Source organism: Pseudoalteromonas sp. UCD-33C (genome assembly GCF_001306895.1).
In the GTDB taxonomy this organism is placed as follows: Bacteria; Pseudomonadota; Gammaproteobacteria; order Enterobacterales; family Alteromonadaceae; genus Pseudoalteromonas.
In genome coordinates this window covers 130,584-149,163 of record NZ_LJTB01000008.1, presented here as the reverse complement: position 1 = coordinate 149,163, position 18,580 = coordinate 130,584, and the positions used below count along the sequence as shown (strand labels likewise).

21 protein-coding genes are annotated in these 18,580 nt (G+C 40.4%); 6 read left to right on the top strand and 15 right to left on the bottom strand.

The features are described from left to right. Both AOG26_RS15260 and AOG26_RS15255 read right to left on the bottom strand, forming a co-directional pair. Positions 1–611: hypothetical protein (locus tag AOG26_RS15260; RefSeq protein ID WP_235575507.1), on the bottom strand; the 611-nt coding region annotated here is incomplete at its 3' end. A gap of 24 nt (positions 612–635) precedes the next feature. Next, positions 636–974: a hypothetical protein gene (locus tag AOG26_RS15255; RefSeq protein ID WP_054563295.1), complete on the bottom strand. Its 339-nt coding sequence runs from the start codon at positions 972–974 to the stop codon at positions 636–638. Between the two features lie 236 nt (positions 975–1,210). Here AOG26_RS15255 and AOG26_RS15250 point away from each other — a divergent pair, with 236 nt between their 5' ends. Next, positions 1,211–1,399 (top strand): hypothetical protein, encoded by a 189-nt coding sequence (locus AOG26_RS15250; protein ID WP_054563294.1) that lies wholly within the window; start codon positions 1,211–1,213, stop codon positions 1,397–1,399. Between the two features lie 48 nt (positions 1,400–1,447). Here the strand turns inward: AOG26_RS15250 and AOG26_RS15245 are convergent, their stop codons facing one another. The 3 genes from AOG26_RS15245 to AOG26_RS15235 form a co-directional block, all read right to left on the bottom strand. Further along, positions 1,448–1,711 (bottom strand): hypothetical protein, encoded by a 264-nt coding sequence (locus AOG26_RS15245; RefSeq protein ID WP_054563293.1) that lies wholly within the window; start codon positions 1,709–1,711, stop codon positions 1,448–1,450. Positions 1,712–1,899: 188 nt separating this feature from the next. After that, complete coding sequence (locus AOG26_RS15240; RefSeq protein ID WP_054563292.1) at positions 1,900–2,415, bottom strand: TFIIB-type zinc ribbon-containing protein; 516 nt, start codon at positions 2,413–2,415, stop codon at positions 1,900–1,902. Between the two features lie 21 nt (positions 2,416–2,436). Continuing rightward, positions 2,437–3,024: a DUF4202 domain-containing protein gene (locus AOG26_RS15235; RefSeq protein WP_054563291.1), complete on the bottom strand. Its 588-nt coding sequence runs from the start codon at positions 3,022–3,024 to the stop codon at positions 2,437–2,439. A gap of 255 nt (positions 3,025–3,279) precedes the next feature. On the opposite strand from AOG26_RS15235, the gene AOG26_RS15230 reads away from it, so the two are divergent. Further along, a complete protein-coding gene (locus AOG26_RS15230) occupies positions 3,280–5,709 on the top strand; it encodes a bifunctional diguanylate cyclase/phosphodiesterase (RefSeq protein WP_152966979.1) in 2,430 nt (809 codons plus the stop codon). Here the strand turns inward: AOG26_RS15230 and AOG26_RS15225 are convergent. Further along, the gene (locus AOG26_RS15225) at positions 5,684–6,148 is read right to left on the bottom strand and encodes a TlpA family protein disulfide reductase (RefSeq protein WP_054563289.1); all 465 of its coding nucleotides are present in this window, start codon (positions 6,146–6,148) and stop codon (positions 5,684–5,686) included. The two genes, AOG26_RS15230 and AOG26_RS15225, sit on opposite strands and share 26 nt — an antisense overlap. Before the next feature lie 156 nt (positions 6,149–6,304). Between AOG26_RS15225 and AOG26_RS15220 the strand changes: the two genes are divergently transcribed. The 3 genes from AOG26_RS15220 to AOG26_RS15210 all read left to right on the top strand — a co-directional run bounded on the left by AOG26_RS15220 (position 6,305) and on the right by AOG26_RS15210 (position 9,364). Further along, entirely contained in the window at positions 6,305–6,871 is a 567-nt protein-coding gene (locus AOG26_RS15220) for a Tll0287-like domain-containing protein (protein ID WP_054563288.1), read from the top strand. A gap of 44 nt (positions 6,872–6,915) precedes the next feature. Further along, entirely contained in the window at positions 6,916–8,940 is a 2,025-nt protein-coding gene (locus tag AOG26_RS15215) for a diguanylate cyclase domain-containing protein (RefSeq protein WP_054563287.1), read from the top strand. A gap of 88 nt (positions 8,941–9,028) precedes the next feature. Further along, positions 9,029–9,364 (top strand): zinc ribbon domain-containing protein YjdM, encoded by a 336-nt coding sequence (locus AOG26_RS15210; protein ID WP_054553514.1) that lies wholly within the window; start codon positions 9,029–9,031, stop codon positions 9,362–9,364. Between the two features lie 66 nt (positions 9,365–9,430). Here AOG26_RS15210 and AOG26_RS15205 read toward each other — a convergent pair whose 3' ends face one another. Further along, the gene (locus AOG26_RS15205) at positions 9,431–9,838 is read right to left on the bottom strand and encodes a hypothetical protein (protein ID WP_152966978.1); all 408 of its coding nucleotides are present in this window, start codon (positions 9,836–9,838) and stop codon (positions 9,431–9,433) included. 275 nt (positions 9,839–10,113) lie between these two features. Here AOG26_RS15205 and AOG26_RS15200 point away from each other — a divergent pair, with 275 nt between their 5' ends. Then, on the top strand, positions 10,114–10,872 hold the full coding sequence (locus tag AOG26_RS15200) for an AAA family ATPase (RefSeq protein WP_054563285.1): 759 nt from the start codon (positions 10,114–10,116) through the stop codon (positions 10,870–10,872). A gap of 161 nt (positions 10,873–11,033) precedes the next feature. Here AOG26_RS15200 and rsgA read toward each other — a convergent pair whose 3' ends face one another. The 8 genes from rsgA to AOG26_RS15160 form a co-directional block, all read right to left on the bottom strand. After that, positions 11,034–12,080, bottom strand: coding sequence for a ribosome small subunit-dependent GTPase A (gene rsgA / locus AOG26_RS15195; RefSeq protein ID WP_054563284.1), 1,047 nt, complete (start codon positions 12,078–12,080; stop codon positions 11,034–11,036). 5 nt (positions 12,081–12,085) lie between these two features. Then, positions 12,086–12,625, bottom strand: a complete 540-nt coding sequence (locus tag AOG26_RS15190) for a GNAT family N-acetyltransferase (protein WP_054563283.1) — start codon at positions 12,623–12,625, stop codon at positions 12,086–12,088. Then, positions 12,622–13,803 carry a MerR family transcriptional regulator gene (locus AOG26_RS15185; protein ID WP_054563282.1) on the bottom strand — a complete coding sequence of 394 codons (1,182 nt, stop codon included), beginning with the start codon at positions 13,801–13,803 and terminating at the stop codon, positions 12,622–12,624. Before AOG26_RS15185 ends, AOG26_RS15190 begins: the two co-directional genes overlap by 4 nt. Before the next feature lie 144 nt (positions 13,804–13,947). After that, positions 13,948–15,156 carry an organoarsenical effux MFS transporter ArsJ gene (gene arsJ, locus AOG26_RS15180; RefSeq protein ID WP_054563281.1) on the bottom strand — a complete coding sequence of 403 codons (1,209 nt, stop codon included), beginning with the start codon at positions 15,154–15,156 and terminating at the stop codon, positions 13,948–13,950. Positions 15,157–15,161: 5 nt separating this feature from the next. Beyond that, complete coding sequence (locus tag AOG26_RS15175) at positions 15,162–16,172, bottom strand: ArsJ-associated glyceraldehyde-3-phosphate dehydrogenase (protein WP_054563280.1); 1,011 nt, start codon at positions 16,170–16,172, stop codon at positions 15,162–15,164. Between the two features lie 2 nt (positions 16,173–16,174). Next, positions 16,175–16,675, bottom strand: coding sequence for a phosphatase domain-containing putative toxin (locus tag AOG26_RS15170; RefSeq protein ID WP_054563279.1), 501 nt, complete (start codon positions 16,673–16,675; stop codon positions 16,175–16,177). A 13-nt stretch (positions 16,676–16,688) separates the two neighbouring features. Further along, the gene (gene arsB / locus AOG26_RS15165; protein WP_054563278.1) at positions 16,689–17,711 is read right to left on the bottom strand and encodes an ACR3 family arsenite efflux transporter; all 1,023 of its coding nucleotides are present in this window, start codon (positions 17,709–17,711) and stop codon (positions 16,689–16,691) included. Between the two features lie 9 nt (positions 17,712–17,720). Beyond that, positions 17,721–18,485, bottom strand: coding sequence for a metalloregulator ArsR/SmtB family transcription factor (locus AOG26_RS15160; RefSeq protein WP_054563277.1), 765 nt, complete (start codon positions 18,483–18,485; stop codon positions 17,721–17,723). Positions 18,486–18,580 lie beyond the last annotated feature (95 nt).

Sequence of the window (18,580 nt, the reverse complement as noted above, 5' to 3'; positions counted from 1 at the left end):
TGTTGCATGCGTTTTGAAAAATGGGGTAAGTAAACCGTTTTAGTCAACGTGATATGCCTTGCAATCATCTGTCCTAAATTAAAACGCTCTTGGCGATACATCATGTCTGCTTCTTTAAATTCTCTGCTATCTGGTATGAATTTTTGCATCTCTTGTTTATAACCAGTCGCCCAGCCAGCCACTTTGTTCATTTGTTCAGCAAACGGCTTAACAGTAAACGTAACATAAATGGGGTCATCAGCATCGGTAGGCGCAAAACCTCGTGGAAACGCGCCTTGGTGATAATTAGGATGGGTCACAGTAAACTCAATCGATGCATAGGCATTAGGTTGTAATAAATCTAACCGCTCCCGCGGGAAGGTGATTTGCTCATTCGCATAGGCTGCTTTAAAATATTTATAACCAAATTCAATACCGCAACTACTATGACCACACGACTCTGAATAGCCCGACTCTATTAAAAAAGGGAACTCTGGCACTGAGCCATCTTCTGTTTTAATTGTCACAACTATGGGCCCGCGATAACCATGCGCTTCATCAAATAAAAAATCACAACCTGTGGTAAAAAAACAGGCCAGTAACACGCTCATAAACACCACTAATTTTTTCACACTATTGACCTTATATTTTAATAATTATTTAGCGCTAATTATGGGGTTGTCGGTACTGCCACTAATTTGGTAGCCATAAATGTTGGCAAGCTGCTCAAGCTCAGGCGACAAGGCAAGGCCGTTGTCTGTATCAAACAATAGTCCTAACGTTTTTAATAAGTCAGCTTTATTATTTTTTAAAATTGCAATGGGTATATTGTCGAATTCAGTAATGTTCGGGTTAGGTGATGCGCGGTCGTTATTTGGGCTCAACTCAGCCGAGTTTAGTTGCGAAAGCAAACTTAGAATTAGACTAGACTCATGATAAGACTGAGAGTTTAGCTGTTTTATTTCAGGCTCTTTTTGTTCAATATCATTTAACATAACTACTAGCGATGTATAAATAAACAAAATAGCGAATATGAGAATAAAATATAAAACAACCCTGTTATGACTTATATTCACAGCAATTCCTTTTGTAAAACCATTTAAAACTTTAATAACCTTACACCAGCAATAAAGACCATCAAAAAAATCATTAAAAAAACAAACAAAAGAACCGAAATAAAAATAAAGAACCAGTAATTTTTAACGATTTAAAGCAAGATAAAAAGCTCACCATGCAAGGCTTTATTGTGATTGATTACTTTGATCAGTTCCCTGAGTTTATTGAGCAAATGGGCGCGTGGATCGGCGAAGGTAAAATTAAATCTGAAGAAACGGTTTACCATGGCATCGAAAATGCCGTTGATGCATTTCTTGGCCTGTTCGAAGGTAAAAATAAAGGAAAAATGCTGGTTAAACTTTAACACTTAATAACTAATAAAGCCTGTATCTTAGTTGGTACAGGCTTCTTTTTAAGCAAGTTTAAAAAATACGATTGCCGATACCAGCACCAACCCCACATAGGAAAGAAACAAAATCCCAGCTTGGCGATGTTTTTTTGCATTCGCTCGCACAGTTTCGTTCTCTGTGGAATTTAAAAGTGCTAAACCCTTTTTAGATACAAACACCATAGGTACTTTTAAAAATCGCGGTGCACCTAGCTGTTGCCACAGTTCCGGCTCTAAAGTTTTAACCGATTGATAGTATTTATATTCAGCGCTCGCAGCATAAAGCATTAACAGCGCCCACACTGAAACCAATATTATTGTTATTAGCATAGGTTACCGATCAATTTATTTCGTTAGGTTTAAAGTGTATGCCATCGCCTATAAATCACAACTCTGTAAACAGTTTTAAATCTTAAAGTTTCGAAAGATAGACAGATCCACGAGTAAGTTCAGCGTCAGGTGTTTTATATAAATTATCAGTCATTCAAAATCGATAAATACGCAAGTTCTGCTAGTTTTTCTAATGATGACGTTGCTTTAGGCTCAGGCTTTTCAGCATGAACAGAATAACGCCTATTCGGGATCTTAACTTGAATAAAACCATGATTATTGGCCATATCAATACGCAGCATTTCACGTTCTTTTGGCGTTAAATGATTTTCATGGATCTTTTCAAGCTCACCATGATCAAGCCAAATAGCTGCACAATTTGGACATTCATCTATTTCAACCACTTTTAGTGGCGTAAAAAAGCGTCGCATCATCACCACGTCAGGGCAATTCGGGCAATTAATTCGCTTTGCTAAATCAACACATTCTGTTGGCAGGGTTTGTAAATGAGCCACCAGCACTTGCGCGGGTTTTAAACTTGGATCGCTAAAGTGAAATATTTGTCGGTTATCAAAAAATACGCCACCAGATTTTGATAAATACACGTTAACGTCGCCAATGCTCACTGCTTCAAGGGCTGTTTTAGTACGCGGGCAAAACATAGACCATCCTTGTTTTTATAATTAATTTAGCGCTTTTGTAATTAACGGTTTAAGCGGCTCAGGTAAGCTGATGTTACCAGCTAATACAAAGTCATGTGCTTCATTTGACATTTTTTGCCATGTTTTACAAATAATACCCAACCATTTTTGCTCATCGTAGTCAGGCTTACTACTTGCAAAATCAAGCATGTAATGCTCAATAAACACAAGGCTTGCAATGTCTTCTATCAATTGGCTATCAGGGTTTCGTTTTATGTTCTTTTTAGCAACGGCTGCATATACACGCTCACATTCTTCCGGTGCGTAACCCGCCGTTTTCATAAGGGCTGTTACACGCTCGGCATGAAAGTCATATAAAGCAGTACGCCATTGATAATAACCTTGCTTACCCATAGGAAAATCACTGCGAGGAGAGCGCCAACGCTCAATATGTTGGCCTCGCGCAGCAATATGCATCAACTCATCGGCTTGTGGGTTGAAACGGTTTAGCATATCGGTCATACGCATTGCATATAAAGACTCTTTTGCTAGCTCTTGATCATCTTGTTTTACACGATTTGGGTCGACAGCATTCGCTGCATCTATCGCTTTTATAACGGCTTGGTACATAGTGTTTAATCTTACTTGTGCTTGCAATTCATTGTATTTAGGTACAATTATTTTTTTAACTTGCTAAAAATTCAACTAAAATTCTAGATATTTGCTAGACAACCAGCTAACCCTAAACTAGTATTTTTAAAAGCAAGCTTAGTACTTAAATACCCACTTAATTCAGAGACGCCATTGCGTAATATTACATATTTTTCGTTGTTATTTACTTCTTTTTTTCTCAGTTTCTGTTTATTTTCGGCGATCGCACTAAAAGTGTTTTACGATAGACAAGAAATGCATGAAATTGAGCAAAATGCAGCACTTAACAGTTACAGCAGTAACCTTGAAAAAGCACTTGATAGCGCACTCCTTGGTCCTTACCTTGTTCGCGCCGCGATGCGTGACTTTACATACACACAAACTGAATTCGAAACCCTTGCCACTGAGATATTAACTCATAGTGATGGTAGCCAAACTATTCAACTTGCACCAAAAGGGGTTATTCAATACAGCTACCCGCTAACCAGTCACGAGAGTGTGATTGGTGTCGACTTATTCAAGATGCAAAGTATTGAAAAGTCATTACAAACAGCCATTGATACTCAAAAAATGCAAATCGATGGACCTAAAGAGTTGGCTCAAGGTGGTCAAGGCTTAGTCGCTCGATTACCAATTTTTGATCAAAATGAGTTTTGGGGGTTTGCAATCGCGGTGCTGCGTTTTCCAGAATTTATAGCAAATTTGAGCCCTGAGACTACTTCACACCCTCACCTCTATGAGGTTTGGCAAAAAACAGCGAATAGCTACGCGCCGCTTTTAAATAACAACGGTTTTGAGCAAAGCCACTGGTCAACTTACAACCTCGATGTTGAAAATCAACATTGGGTTGTGGGTATTAAAGACGAGTTTGCTTATCGAGCTCATGTTGAATTTTTAGTATTACTACTCATAGCTCTGTTACTTTCATCGGTTAGCTGCTATTTGATTACGATTACTTGTCGGTTACGTGAGCATGAGCAAAACCTCGAAAAACTTGTGCAAAAGCAAACCTTAGAGCTGTCTGAACAGGCACTTGAATTAAAACAAGCTCAGTCACTCAGTGGCGTAGGCAGTTGGCATCTGTCGCCTGATAAAAGCATTAGGCAATTATCATCACAAGCTAAATCGCTATTCAAAGAACAAAGCAAAGCGCAATCAATTACTGATGTCTGTAAAAAAATCGATAGCTTTTATAAAAATTCGTTTTTAAATTTTATTCATACTAAGCCTAGTAGCCCGACTGAAATTGAATACACGATTAAACTCAATGGAGAAAAACGCTGGTTTCATGAACACGCTGAATGGAACCCTAAAACCAACACCTTGGTTGGTACGATTAAAGACATCAGTGCTGAAAAACAACGCCAACATGAGCTTTACCAGCAAGCACATTTTGACTCGGTCACCGGCCTTGCCAATCGCCATTACAGCGAAAAATATATCGCTAGTTTATGCCCTGAAGACCAATACAGTAGCGGCCTTACTTTATTGTGTGCCGAGATCAAAGGCTATCGTCAATTAGAAGATATTTACGGTCAAGATTACTTAAATGAACTACAGACAACGCTAGCTAACCGGCTAATTGAATTTTCTGACTTACATCAAGCGTTTTGCGCGCATATAAAACCTGGCTGTTTTTTAATATTACTAAAAGAAGCCATTTTTGATGAAAAACTCGCCGCCCTATTAGATAGATTACAGCATCAGGTCGGCGGTATTATTGAAACCGCTGGTAGCGCTCATTTTTACCACTTATACATTGGCGTGGGCTATCCGCATTTACAAAACATCGATGCGGCTGAGCAAATCAACACAGCCCTCATTGCGATGAATGAATGCCCTCGCACACAAAAACCGTTCACAGTTTATAGCCAATCTCTAAAAGATAAGCTTATTGCACAAAGTAACCTCGAAAGTGATCTACGCCATGCGCTTGCGGCCAACGAACAGCTAAGTATGGTGTATCAGCCAATTGTAAACACTCTAGATGGTACACTGATTGGCTGTGAAGCTCTGGTTCGTTGGCAACACCCTGTTCGAGGCTTTGTGTCACCGGTGGAGTTTATTGCCATCGCTGAGCAATCAGAGCTCATTAATTTATTATCACGTTGGATTGTTGCTAAGGTTGCTGAAGATTGCCACCGCATGGTTGATAACAATATTCGTATTAAAGTGTCGATCAACCTGTCGCGTAAGCAGTTCTCTGATGTGCATTTAGTTAAACGACTCAGTAAAGAAAAAGCTAAGCTATTTCCGGCTAATCAAAAAATTAATCTTGAGATCACCGAATCCGCCCTATTTCAAAATACCCAGTACGCCATAAACCTAATGCATGAACTTAAATTAGCAGGTTTTAATTTATCACTTGATGACTTTGGAACGGGTTATTCATCACTGTCGTCGATTCAGCAGTTTCCGCTAGATAACGTTAAGATTGACCGTGCCTTTATTTGTAACTGCGTGGATAACCCACGAGATGGTTTATTTTTACAAACGATGAGTGATTTAGCCCATCAACTAGACTTAACGATTACTGCAGAAGGGGTCGAAAGCTCAGAGCAATGGCAGTTGGTGAGTGATAAAGGTATTGATTATATTCAAGGTTACTTAATATCAATGCCCTTATCTATTGATGATTTTATAGCGTTTGACCCGGTTGCGTAAGGTCCACTGCCAAGCTTTGTTTTGGCTTTTCGATCATACGGGAAAGCTCTTTTTCACCATCAAGGACTATAATGGTTGGCGTATACATTAAGTCATACTGTTTTGCTAACCCTGCAGGGTCTAGCTTGTCGTAGCCAACGGCCACTAGTTTAAGTGAGCCTAACTGCACCTTTGCAGTATCGAGAAGCTTCAAAAATCGAGGCACTTCACGTTTTGAGTCATGACACCAAGTGCCCAAGAACACCAAAACCTGCTTACCTTGCAGTGCTTTTATAGTGCTTAACTCTTCTTTGCTCGGTGAGTATTCATCGTACTCTTCACTAAACGCAGAGTAGTCTTTAAGTAAGTCATCACGACTTATCTCTCCACTGTATGGAGCGGTACCTGCAAATGTCAGGGCAGAGAATAACAAAGCGGCGATATAAATTAGTTTTTTCATTTTATTTGTTCTCAAGATATTTTCTTCACCTTAACCAATTTAGCAACAACACTCCAGCAGGCTTTGTGCAAAGAATCGTTATTTTTTGCAGGTTAAATTGGCATGTAGAGTAAAAACAAACTACTATATTAGATATATCTAATATAAGGTTTTACTATGTTTTCCTTCAGAACAATTGTGATTTGTACTGTGTTACTTTCACCTAGTCTTTATGCCGAAACAAAATCAGCGACTCTAGAAACTCAAGCAGCGGAGCGAGCAACTGAATTTGCCACTACGCTTAAATCAGCATTGGGAGCTGCAATAAAACAAGGCGGTTTAGTTGAAGGAATTAACGTGTGCAAAATGCAAGCCCCGGCTATTAGCGATAGCTTATCAACTGATGGTTGGACGGTAGCACGTAAAAGCACTAAAAACCGTAATCCAAATAATCAACCCGATGAATGGGAAGCTGAAAAAATCGCCCAGTTGCTCGATATGATCAGAAACACAGAGAGCATCGACAATGTGACTTTTTCAACCAATAAAGATGGTCAATTTCGCTTTGCTAAAGCGATAAAAGTCGCGCCAGTTTGCCTCAATTGTCATGGCCAAACAATTGCGCCAGAAGTAAAGCAAGCGCTTAGCGAACATTACCCAAATGATTTAGCCACAGGCTATCGGCTTGGTGATCTAAGAGGGATATTCTCTATTACCAAAACGCTCGAAACCACTGAAAAGTAAAATAGTACTTCAAAACAATAAAAGAACAAGAAAGCAGTAATCCAATGAAGTTAACCTTTAAAAGCAAAGTATTTTTAGCATTAAGTGTTGCGATTTTAATCATCGATATTTGTTACATTTTGCTTAACTACACACTAGAAAAAGAAACGCTCAACAAAAATCTAATAAACCAAGGCGAAAACCTCGAATCAAGTTATCAATTATTAATGTCGCAAGAGCAGGAAACAATGCTTGCCATTGCGACCTTTGTAGCAAACGATCCTGAAGTTGCAGAACTCTTTTATCAAGGTAAGCAAGCTATTGAACAAGAGGGTGGAGGCAAAGGAAAAGAGCGTGCCGCCGCAATTCGCAAACAGCTATTCAATAAAGTCGCACCTGCTTGGCAAGAAGTACAAAATAGCTTTTCAGCCCGCCAGCTACATTTTCATCTAGGGCCTGGATCTACTAGCTTTTTACGAGTGCACAATGATAAAAAATATGGCGACACCATGCATGATATTCGACATATTATTGTTGATGCTAATCGCGATAAACACGCTCTTTCGGGGTTAGAAACGGGTCGAATTTACTCCGGTATACGCGGTGTAGTACCCGTCTATTTCACCGATAAAATTAATCAACAGCGTATTCATGTAGGCTCATTAGAAGTCGGCACCTCATTTGATTCACTGCTCGATACGCTCGACAATGAGTTTGATTTAGGTATTGCGGTATTATTTACAGCTGAACATATCGATAACTTACTTTGGGAAGATGCCAAAGCAAAACGTTTTGGCAGCAAACTGAATCAATGCAACTGCTATTTAGAAGCTATTTCAAGAGATAATGCAACCGACTTTATTACCTCAATAGCCAGCGAAACTGTATATAACCAAACAACTGTAAAGCAAAGTGAAATAGCCGGTAAGCATTATGCGATTACCTATATTCCTGTACGCGATTATCTCGGGCACAAAGATCCAGGTCAGCCTGATATTGGTAACATCGTGCTTTGGCGCAATATTGATGAGCAAATAAATGCCTTCAACGAATCCATGGCTTACAACATTGCTTACGGAATTATTGGTTTTCTCTTGCTAGAAATACTTATTTATTTTGCTGTAAAACTCGCCGTGCGCTCACTAGAAAATGAAGTAAAGCATCAAGCAAACAAACTTTTAAAAAACAGCTGGGAGTTAAACCTTGCTGACAAGATAATCGAAAACCTGCGCGAAGGTATTATTATTACTGATGAAGATGCTGCCATCGTTCGAATAAACCAAGCCGTTGCTGATATCACAGGCTATAAAAAAGATGAGTTACTAGGTCAAAACCCAAATATATTAAGTTCTAACACCCAGCCGAATGAGTTTTATGAGTCTATGTGGCAACAACTAGATGATAAAGGCTATTGGCAAGGAGAAATTTGGAACCGCAGAAAAGACGGTGAGTTCTTCGCTGAGTCACTCACAATCACAGCCGTAAAAGACGAAAGTGCACAAGTTCGCAACTATGTTTCGGTATTTTCTGATGTAACACAGCAAGCCAAACAGCGCCAACATTTAGAAAAAGCAGCATTTTTCGATACCTTGACTGGGTTACCCAATCGTATGTTACTTGCCGATAGATTAGCCCAGGCAATTGAATTGGCAAAACGCAACAACAACGTAGTTGCTTGCGTATTTATAGACCTAGATAAATTTAAACCGGTTAATGACAGTTATGGTCATCAAGCTGGCGATCACCTTTTAGTGACCTTAGCCGCTCGTATGAGCACAATACTTCGTAAACAAGACACCCTAGCACGAATTGGCGGTGATGAGTTTGTTGCTGTGATTGGCAATCTCACAGAGCAAGAAGCTTGTTTAACCTTAATTGAACGATTAAACGCTGAAATTTTAAATCCGGTAAAATACCAAGACGACATGCTATGCGTATCAGCGAGCATTGGTATTTCATTTTATGACCCGATGCATGACATATCAGCTGAAACTTTGCAAAAACAAGCCGACAAAGCGATGTATAAAGCAAAAGAGCTGGGTCGTAATGGCTATCAAATTTTTACTGATAGCATGATGGATACTAAATAAACGATGCGATCTCTTGTTCAACTTGGGGCTCGCATAGTTTACTCTTAGCCATTAAAATACCCTTTTAAAATCAACCATGGTGCCATTTATGTCTTTTCCTCCTTGCCCACAATGTAACTCTGAATACGTGTATGAAGATCAAAACAATTTAGTATGCCCAGAATGCGCTCATGAGTGGGATCCTAATGCGGTTGATACCGATGATGTGATCAATGTGAAAGATGCTAACGGCACTTTATTAGCTGATGGCGATAAAGTGACTGTTGCGAAAGACCTAAAAATTAAAGGCAGCTCACAAGTAATTAAAATTGGCACCAAAGCCGTGATCCGCCGCGTGTTAGATAAAAAAGACCACGAATTAGACTGTAAAGTTGATGGCGTTGGTGAAATGATGGTTACCGCTAAGTTTGTTAAAAAAGCCTGATAACATTATAAAATTGTTATATATTGCTGCGAATAATTACGCAGCAATTTCAATAAGCTAACTTTTTTAATAGCCAAACTTTTCAACAACAATCCCCGTTACTTCACAATGATCGCAGCTCAACTGCCAGCCAGCAGCCCATGTGGTTGCGTTAAGCTTTGCTTTGCAAAGTGGGCAAACTTCGCCAATAAAAGTGCTTGGGGTAATATCTTCAGCTTGCTTAGAAAACGGTCTTAAAAACCACAGAATATTATCGTCGATACTGATGGTTAGATCGTGGCGTAACGTTTCACAATACGCATTAAAAACTGCTTGTTTGTACTGTTTTGCGTGCTCAGCAGATTGGCTGGCATAAACACTGAGTGCATTTCCGATGTCTTTTAGGCGATCAGGCCATGCTTGTGAATCTATATTTGCTTTGCAATCTAATAACTCATCAAGAGTGTAACTTGCATAGTTTGGTTCAAACATCATTACCATCCTTGCTTTGGGTTATTAATTCTTTGGGTACTCAGTGCTTTGGATATAATGTACCATTTAGCTTTATTTGCAAAAGCCATTGATCAAACAAATTGTTCGCGATACTCAGCTTTTCATCTGAAAGTGTCGGGTATTGTCTTTGCTCAAACCACGCATAACGATTATACACATCGTTATTTTGCGTGATTTCCATAATGGCAAGTTAGAAACTTAGTAAGCTACCAGAGCCTATTATTGGGTCTAGTTCGTCTTTATTAGGAGTATTGTGTATGGACGCATTACCGTATCTACAAAAAATAAAACTCAAACGAGAGCAGGTTTTCTCTTTTGATACATATCCATTCTCTATTCCTGCGGTTAATCAGCTCTTTGAAATAGACTTTTCGAAACATGTCACAATATTTGTAGGTGAAAATGGTTCTGGGAAATCGACTCTTTTAGAAGCAATTGCTATCGGCTTAGGTTTTAACGCCGAAGGTGGTTCTAAAAACTTTAACTTTCAAACTCAACACTCGCATTCAGAACTTCATAAGTACTTACTACTCTCAAAATCGTTTAAGAGATACAAAGATGGTTTTTTCTTGCGAGCTGAAAGCTTCTATAACGTTGCATCAAATATTGATGACTTAGATTCGGGGTTTTCTGGAGGACCTAAGCTGATAGATGCCTATGGTGGTACATCCCTACATCACCAATCACATGGCGAATCCTTTTTAGCGCTTATGGTAAACCGCTTCATTGGCAATGGGCTTTACATTTTAGATGAGCCTGAGGCCGCACTTTCTCCTTCTAGGCAGTTGGCTGTTTTAAGTCGCATGTTTCAACTAATTGAACAAAACTCTCAGTTCATTATTGCCACACACTCACCGATTTTAATGGCGTACCCAGGTGCAAGGATCTACCAAGTGGGAGCACAAGGCATTGAACAGATAAATTATGAGGATACTGAGCATTACCAAATTACAAAGGCGTTTTTAAACAACCCACAGCCAATGCTCGAAGAGCTTTTCAAGCCTGAAGGTAACTAAATTTTTAGGTTTGAGATTCGCAACAGAATTAAGTTTGTTCACCAAGCAGTTGCTATCTCAGAATATCAGCTATCACCGCAGCGTCTTTATGATCTATTCAAGCTTCCCTGCTTGTATCTAAAATAAGTTTGTCCAAGTTAGGAGCATTGTTATGTACTCTCTCATTGATCAATAAGAGAGCTTTTAATTGACCTATTTTGCTTTTGAACAGTATTAACCATTTTTGAAAACGCGCGCTGCTTGGCGCGCTTTTCAGCCATGGTGGCATTGTTGTGCTCATTTTCAGCTAACAACTTACGGTAATTTTCTAAGCGTCTTGTTGATAATGAGCCCATTTCAATTGCTTTAATAACAGCGCAGTCCGGCTCTGTTTGGTGTTGGCAATCTTTAAATCGACAGCTACTTGCGAGTAGCTCAACATCTTCAAATGCACGTTCAATACCTTGCTTTGAGTCACTTAATTGCAATTCTCGCATGCCCGGTGTGTCCATCAATAACGCACCATTAGGCAATCTTTTAATCGATCTAAAGGTTGTTGTATGACGGCCTTTGCTATCTTGTTCACGAATACCTGCTGTTTTTAATTCATCGGAACCAAGTAATGCATTAACAATGGTCGACTTGCCCACTCCAGATGAGCCCATAAATGCGATTGTTTGTCCCTTTCGGCAATAAGGTGTAAGTAAATCACAGCCCTCTTCTTTTAACGCATTAATAGCAATGACACTCAAAAGAGAATCTAGGTTTTGTACTTGCTGGCAGTGCTTTTCAACGTCCGGGCAAGTATCAGCTTTAGTTAACACCACCACAGGCTCTATTTGGGCATTTTTAACCAAGGCTAAATATCGCTCTATCCGATTTAAACTAAAGTCATCATTAAGCGATGTAACAATAAACACGGTATCAATATTCGCCGCGATTAATTGAAACTCGTGTTTAGAGCCTGCAGCCTTACGCTTAATGATTGAAGCTCTTTCTAGTACCCGTAAAATACGCGACTCATCAAATACCACCCAATCACCTACGCAAATTTGTTCAAGACTCGGTGTTAAAGCAAACCGCACCGAGCCTTGCTCGCCAAGCAATACGACCTCTGCTTTGTGATGCTCAACAACACGCCCTAAGTAGCCGTTTTCTAGCTCATCTAAACTCAACTGTTGTTGAAAGAAAGGTCGCATGCCTAATTCTATCAGTGAAGGTGCTTGCATTATGTTTACCAAAGCGCAGGGTTATCGAGTGGTTTTAGGCAACTTGGCTTACCAGTAATTGGCAAAATTTCGTCATCTAAAACCGGTTTAGCCAGCCAGCCTTTTGGGTAAGATAAGTTATGAGGAGCTTGAATAATTTCTTCACTCACAACGGAAAAACCGACTTTTCCATAAAAGTTGATATCGCCATAGGTCATCACTAGGCTGACATTTTGTTCAGCTAACTTATCACAGCCAAATTGGATCAGCTTTTGTCCTATGCCTTGTCCCTGACAATCCGTTGCCACTGCAACAGGTGAGAGTAAAAACACCTCTTTAGCGTGCGCAAACTGTAAACGCGACAGCACAATAGCGCCCACGATCCGTTGCTTATCTGTCGCGACAAACACATATAAATCAGTTGATGGATATGGCTCAGCTAAAAAGTCAGTGACTAAACGGGCTACTTCCTCGCCTTCTTGTTTTGACTCTGATGCACTGAATGTTGCCAAGTATAGCGCAATAATGTCGCTTTTTTGGCTCTGTTCGTAAATTGAAAAATTCACTTAGACTCCTTAAGTTTTAAAATAAAATAGTGATAAGTAAAGTTTTGCCCAGTCTCATTTTCGTAAAGAGCAATTTCTGTTTGTATGTCTTTTACAGCTTGAGACTCACTTATCGATGGCGCTAACTCAGCAAGACGCGCCTTGAGTGGTTGCCAATAGTTTTGCCAAGCTTGCTGATCAAGCGAAAACTGCTCTATAAGCTCATATCCAAGCTCATCAAATAAGGCTATGCGGCTTTCGATTGATTGCATATCTGGGTAATTCGCTTGCCAATATTCTTTAACCGCCATTTCAGGCTGGCTGTTAAGCCAAACTAAATCACTGACCACAATTACCCCATCACGGCGAAGAAACGGTTTCCAGCTTGATAATGCATTTTGCATCCCCATGACATACACGCACCCTTCAGCCCAAATAACATCGAATGAATTTGCTTTAAAAGGCAGTGCAGTCATCGATGCGCACGTCAAAGACACACGCTCAGCCAATTGCTCTTTGTGCAATCGCTCCTGTAAATAAGCAAGTGCCGATGACTCATTATCTAAAGCCGTGATCTTGGCATCAGTTTGCTTGGCTATTAATAATGTTGATGAGCCTTTACCACAGCCAATTTCTAAAATTTGTTTGGCATTGTTAGGAACAGCAGCAATGGCTTTTACTGTGGCTTCTTCACTACCAGGCCCCCATCGCTCTAATGGCTCAAACACAGTCATGAAATCGTGCATGTAGCTTTCATGGTCACTCATATCTTTTGATAACCAACGAAGCCGCAATGCCTCTTTTTCTGTGTACCCTTGCTTTAACAACCAATTTAAATGCGCACTTGGCGCACGCTTATTCAGCTCATCATGTAAGTGTTTTTGAGAGCGTTCGCCAAGCAAACTAAGTAACAAATCTTTGGCTTGTAACTTAGCGGTAATTTCACCTTCAAGTTGTGCTAAGCGCTGTTGCAAAATAGCTTTATCTAGCTCTACATCTAAACAGCTTTGACATTCTTTTAAGGTTAACCCCGCGCTTTGTAACTGCTGGATCAAAACCAAGCGTTGTAAATCAGCCTCGCTGTAATAGCGATAACCATTTGCAAGCCGGCGCCCTTGAATGATTTTAAGCTTCTCGTAATACAACACAGCCGTGCGCGACAAACCAAGTTTTGCTGCTAACTCTGAAATTAAATACATGATGAAATAGGCCTATAAGGCTTTTGAATACAATAAGTATGAAGTGTAAAGCTATAGACAGGTCAAATATTTTTGCAAAATAATTTAAGAAAATAAGGTAAGCAAGAAAGTATGCTTACCTTTATATGGCGTGTTTAGATTTAACTAAATTTGTTTTGGCAATTTAGTCGATATAAGGGCGGTAATTACAATAAATAACAGTGAGATAGCTAAACAGGCAGCTAAGCCATAAAGTTGAAACACTAAGCCCGACAACACAGTACCAATTAAGCGTCCCATGGCATTGGCCATATAATAAAACCCGACATCGAGTGATACGCCATCGGCATCAGCCATACTAACAATTAAGTAGCTGTGCAAAGATGAGTTAATCGCGAATAGCACGCCAAATAACATCAACCCGCCTATCAGCATTGGTTTTACAGCCCACTCAAAGCCAATAGCAAAGGTAATGGCTAAGGTGACTAAAGCAAGCAGTGATGCCCACTTAACTGTTTCTGCACTTGGTGATGTTTGCTTATTGAGCTTAATGATTTTAGGAGCAAAAGATTGCACAGCCCCATAGCCAATGACCCAACTAGCTAAGAAGGCCCCCACGGTCCAGTGGTCCCAATCAAAGGCTTGCGATAAAAACACCGGAAGTGCAACTACAAACCAAACATCACGCGCACCAAACAAAAACAACCTCGCGGCTGACAAGATATTGATTGAACTACTTTTTGAAAATATCTCGTTAAACTTAGGTTTGTTTTTAGCTTTGCCTAAATCATTTTTAAGTGCATAAATACTAAAACACCACACCACCAGCAAAGTGGCAGCCATGGTTAGCATTGCGCCTTTAAACGACATTAATGTCAGTAGTAAGCCACCTAAAAAGAAGCCCACACCTTTTAAGGCGTTTTTAGAGCCTGTTAGTATCGCTACCCATTTAAACAAGGTGCCTTCTTGGCCACTAGCAACCAGCATTTTAATTGAGCTTTTAGCGCTCATTTTATTGAGATCTTTTGCAATGCCCGACAGCGCTTGCGCCAGCATCACATAGGCAACACTCAGCCATTCAGGAGGGACTGCCAGCATGAACAAGGCTGCAACCTGTATGGCAAGGCCAATGTTCATGGTCTTGTTTAAACCAAGCCTTGCGCCTAAATAGCCGCCCACTAAGTTAGTGACAACACCAAAAATCTCATAAAACAAAAACAGCATGGCAATACTCAAAGGCGAGTAGCCAAGCGCATGAAAATGCAGTACCACCAACATTCTCAATGCGCCATCTGTTAGCGTAAATGCCCAGTAATTCCCGGTGACAATTAAGTACTGCTTTATATCTGCGGGAAGATTAGCAAAACGCGTCATTGCTTTTAACCTTGTAGTGATCGCGCAACTTTACGGGCAAGTTCAGCGGTGCGGTTTGCGTAACCCCATTCGTTATCGTACCAAACATACAGCTTAACTTGAGTCTCGTTCACAACCATGGTTGATAGCGCATCAACAATGCTTGAGCGTGGATCGGTTTTGTAATCAATAGAAACAAGTGGCTTTTCTTCATAGCCCAAAATGCCTTTTAGCTGGCCCTCTGCGGCTTCTTGCATCCATTGGTTAATTTGCTCAGCGGTGGTTGGCTTTTCAACTTCAAACACACAGTCGGTGATTGATGCATTTGCTAACGGCACACGAACCGCGTGGCCGTTTAATTTGCCTTTAAGTTCAGGGAAAATATGTGTAATCGCTGTTGCAGAGCCCGTTGTAGTTGGAATTAAGCTCATGCCGCATGCGCGAGCACGGCGTAAATCTTTATGGGGCGCATCTAAGATAGTTTGCGTATTAGTGATATCGTGAATAGTGGTCATTGAACCATGTTTGATACCAATTTTTTCTTGCAGAACTTTAACCACAGGCGCTAAACAGTTGGTAGTGCATGATGCAGCAGTCACAATATCGTGCTGCTGTACATCGTATAAATCATCATTTACACCCATTACAACGTTCAGCACACCGTCTTCTTTTACAGGGGCAGTGACAACAACTTTCTTCACACCTTGATCAAGATAAGCTTGCAGTAACTCGGTTTTTTTCATCACACCAGAGGCTTCAATGACAATATCGCAACCAGACCAATCAGTGTCTGCAATCGCTTTGTTTTGCGTAACGTTAATCACCTGACCATCGATGATCACAGCGTTATCGCTACTTTCAACCTCATGAGGCCAAATTCCGTGTACCGAATCATACTTTAGTAAGTGAGCGAGTGTTGCTGCATCACCCGCAGGGTCATTAATTTGCACAAACTCAACGTCGTCCCATGCAAACGCTGCTCTTAGTGATAAACGACCCATACGGCCAAAACCATTAATGCCTACTTTAATTGCCATTGTTAAGCTCCTACTTTTTGAAAATTGTCGAAAAATGAACGTTGTACTTGGTTATGCAACGATTTAGGGCGAATAGCCTGCACTTGATTAACTATGTCGTTTTTAGCATAGCCAAGCTCATGCATTAATAAACCAATAACTAAGCCTGTACGGCCTGAGCCGCCTTTACAGTGCACAGCCACGCTACCACCGCTTTTTATGATGGCAAGAATCTCGTTAAGGTGTTTGTTGAAAGCGAGACTAAACGCTTCGCTTGGCGCGTCATCATCAACAATAGGTAATTGAAACCAGCTAAGACAGGCTTGCTCACATTCGATTGCAAGCTGCTGCGCGCCATTTTTAATAAGCTCTTCATCGTACATTAGAGTAATAATGGCTTTTGCACCTGCCGCTTTTAAATCTGCTACAGACTGCGATAAACCAACGCCTTTTGTGCCAGGGCAAGGGGTAAAAATAAATGCCCCAGTTTCTAGCTGTAAAATATCAAATGGATGTGATTGCATTATGATTCCCCAATTACTCTTTAAACCAATGTGTTGTTTTATTAACGATTGCAACCAACGACAGCATCACAGGTACTTCGACCAACACCCCAACAACGGTTGCTAATGCTGCACCCGAGTGCAAACCAAATAATGAAATAGCCACTGCGACCGCTAACTCAAAAAAGTTAGAAGTACCAATTAAACATGCAGGCCCTGCAATGTTGTGCTTAAGCCTAAGCTTTAACGCAATGAAATAGGTGATTGCAAAAATACCGTAGGTTTGCAAAACAAGCGGAATGGCAATCAGTACAATGTTAAGCGGTTGGGCTAAAATCGTGTTCGCCTGAAACCCAAATAGCAAGACCACTGTGGCCAGTAAACCAATAACTGAGTAAGGTTTAATTTTCTCTAAAAATGACTGCACAGCAGCCTCATTTTGTGCTGAATTATTAAGAGCTTTTCGTGTTAATACCCCGGCAATGAGTGGTAGCAATACATACAGCACAACCGAAATCATCAGTGTAAGCCAAGGCACATGAATATCAGATACACCCAGCAATAACCCCGCAATAGGTGCAAAAGCAAAAATCATAATGATGTCGTTCACAGACACTTGCACTAAGGTGTAATTTGCATCGCCTTTGGTCAGTTGTGACCACACAAACACCATTGCCGTACAAGGTGCAACACCAAGCAAAATCATCCCAGCAATATATTCTTGCGCAGTTTCAGGGCTAACGAAATCAGCAAATAACCCTTCAAAAAATAGCCAACCTAATGCGGCCATTGAAAACGGTTTGATAAGCCAGTTAATGATTAAAGTGAGCATCAGCCCTTTAGGGTTTTTACCGACTTCTTTGATTGTTGAAAAATCAACTTGCACCATCATCGGGTAGATCATTACCCAAATAAACAGTGCAACAACAATGTTTACATGCGCCACTTCGGCTTTGGCAATTAGCTCAAATAAAGGCGGAAACATCACCCCAAGCGTCACACCGATGGCGATAGCAGCAGCAACCCATACAGATAAATATCGTTCAAAAACACCCATTTTCAGTCCTTAATTGCAGCAACGAGCAACACGGGTTGGGCGATCATCGCCCATCGCATTTAGCCTTGCTAACTCGTTTTCTATGAAATTTGGTTCGTTTACCACGGTCGAGGTAATTGTTTGTTTCATCCACATTGGTAAGGTCGGGTTTAAAGAGTAAAACACCCATTGCTGGTGTTTTCTATCCGACAAAATGCCCTGTTTTTTAAGTTGCGCTAAATGCCTTGAAACCTTTGGTTGGCTCTGCTCGTTAAGTGCCGTCATTAGTTCGCATACGCAAACCTCTTGCTCAACGGCGATAAGCAATAAGCTTTTTAAACGAATATCATCTGCAAGGGCTTTATAAAATATGGTTGGCGAAATCGATACTGGTTTTTCTTTGTTATGGGATTGCACAAACTGTTTGATTCGCTCATTGAGCTCTTGCAAGGTTTTTTCAAAGGCGTGAGGTTCAGGACGCGTTTTAGGATCGATAAAATCCCATGCAAGGCAATGGCTGCCATCGACGCGATTGGCGCATTCTTTGGCAGCGTCATCACATAAGGTAATGACGTAATCAAAATTCAGGTTAGTTACATCGTTTAAGTGCTTTGAGTGTAAGTCATCGGTTTTTAAACCAAAATGCTCAATCGCCGCAAGCGTACGAGGGTCTACCGCATAAGGTTCAGTACCCGCACTAAACACCTCAAACTCACCTTTACCATGATGTTTAAGCAGCGCCTCAGCCATAATTGAACGGGCTGAATTTTCTGTACATAAAAAGAGAACTTTCACGACTTACTCCATAACAATTTAGTTATATAATATTTTTGTTATATGAAGTACGCAAGTCATTTATTTTCTATAATAACTTAGCTAAAGTTGAGCTA

Coding starts and splice junctions, on each gene's coding strand:
- AOG26_RS15245 (WP_054563293.1), bottom strand. CDS start 1,711: ATGCTTTATGCTGCGAGCGCTGAATATAAATACTATCAATCGGTTAAA.
- AOG26_RS15255 (WP_054563295.1), bottom strand. CDS start 974: ATGTTAAATGATATTGAACAAAAAGAGCCTGAAATAAAACAGCTAAAC.
- AOG26_RS15240 (WP_054563292.1), bottom strand. CDS start 2,415: ATGTTTTGCCCGCGTACTAAAACAGCCCTTGAAGCAGTGAGCATTGGC.
- arsJ (WP_054563281.1), bottom strand. CDS start 15,156: ATGACGCGTTTTGCTAATCTTCCCGCAGATATAAAGCAGTACTTAATT.
- AOG26_RS15220 (WP_054563288.1), top strand. CDS start 6,305: ATGTTTTCCTTCAGAACAATTGTGATTTGTACTGTGTTACTTTCACCT.
- AOG26_RS15205 (WP_152966978.1), bottom strand. CDS start 9,838: ATGATGTTTGAACCAAACTATGCAAGTTACACTCTTGATGAGTTATTA.
- AOG26_RS15170 (WP_054563279.1), bottom strand. CDS start 16,675: ATGCAATCACATCCATTTGATATTTTACAGCTAGAAACTGGGGCATTT.
- arsB (WP_054563278.1), bottom strand. CDS start 17,711: ATGGGTGTTTTTGAACGATATTTATCTGTATGGGTTGCTGCTGCTATC.
- AOG26_RS15200 (WP_054563285.1), top strand. CDS start 10,114: ATGGACGCATTACCGTATCTACAAAAAATAAAACTCAAACGAGAGCAG.
- AOG26_RS15225 (WP_054563289.1), bottom strand. CDS start 6,148: ATGAAAAAACTAATTTATATCGCCGCTTTGTTATTCTCTGCCCTGACA.
- AOG26_RS15210 (WP_054553514.1), top strand. CDS start 9,029: ATGTCTTTTCCTCCTTGCCCACAATGTAACTCTGAATACGTGTATGAA.
- AOG26_RS15185 (WP_054563282.1), bottom strand. CDS start 13,803: ATGTATTTAATTTCAGAGTTAGCAGCAAAACTTGGTTTGTCGCGCACG.
- AOG26_RS15250 (WP_054563294.1), top strand. CDS start 1,211: ATGCAAGGCTTTATTGTGATTGATTACTTTGATCAGTTCCCTGAGTTT.
- AOG26_RS15215 (WP_054563287.1), top strand. CDS start 6,916: ATGAAGTTAACCTTTAAAAGCAAAGTATTTTTAGCATTAAGTGTTGCG.
- AOG26_RS15175 (WP_054563280.1), bottom strand. CDS start 16,172: ATGGCAATTAAAGTAGGCATTAATGGTTTTGGCCGTATGGGTCGTTTA.
- rsgA (WP_054563284.1), bottom strand. CDS start 12,080: ATGCAAGCACCTTCACTGATAGAATTAGGCATGCGACCTTTCTTTCAA.
- AOG26_RS15235 (WP_054563291.1), bottom strand. CDS start 3,024: ATGTACCAAGCCGTTATAAAAGCGATAGATGCAGCGAATGCTGTCGAC.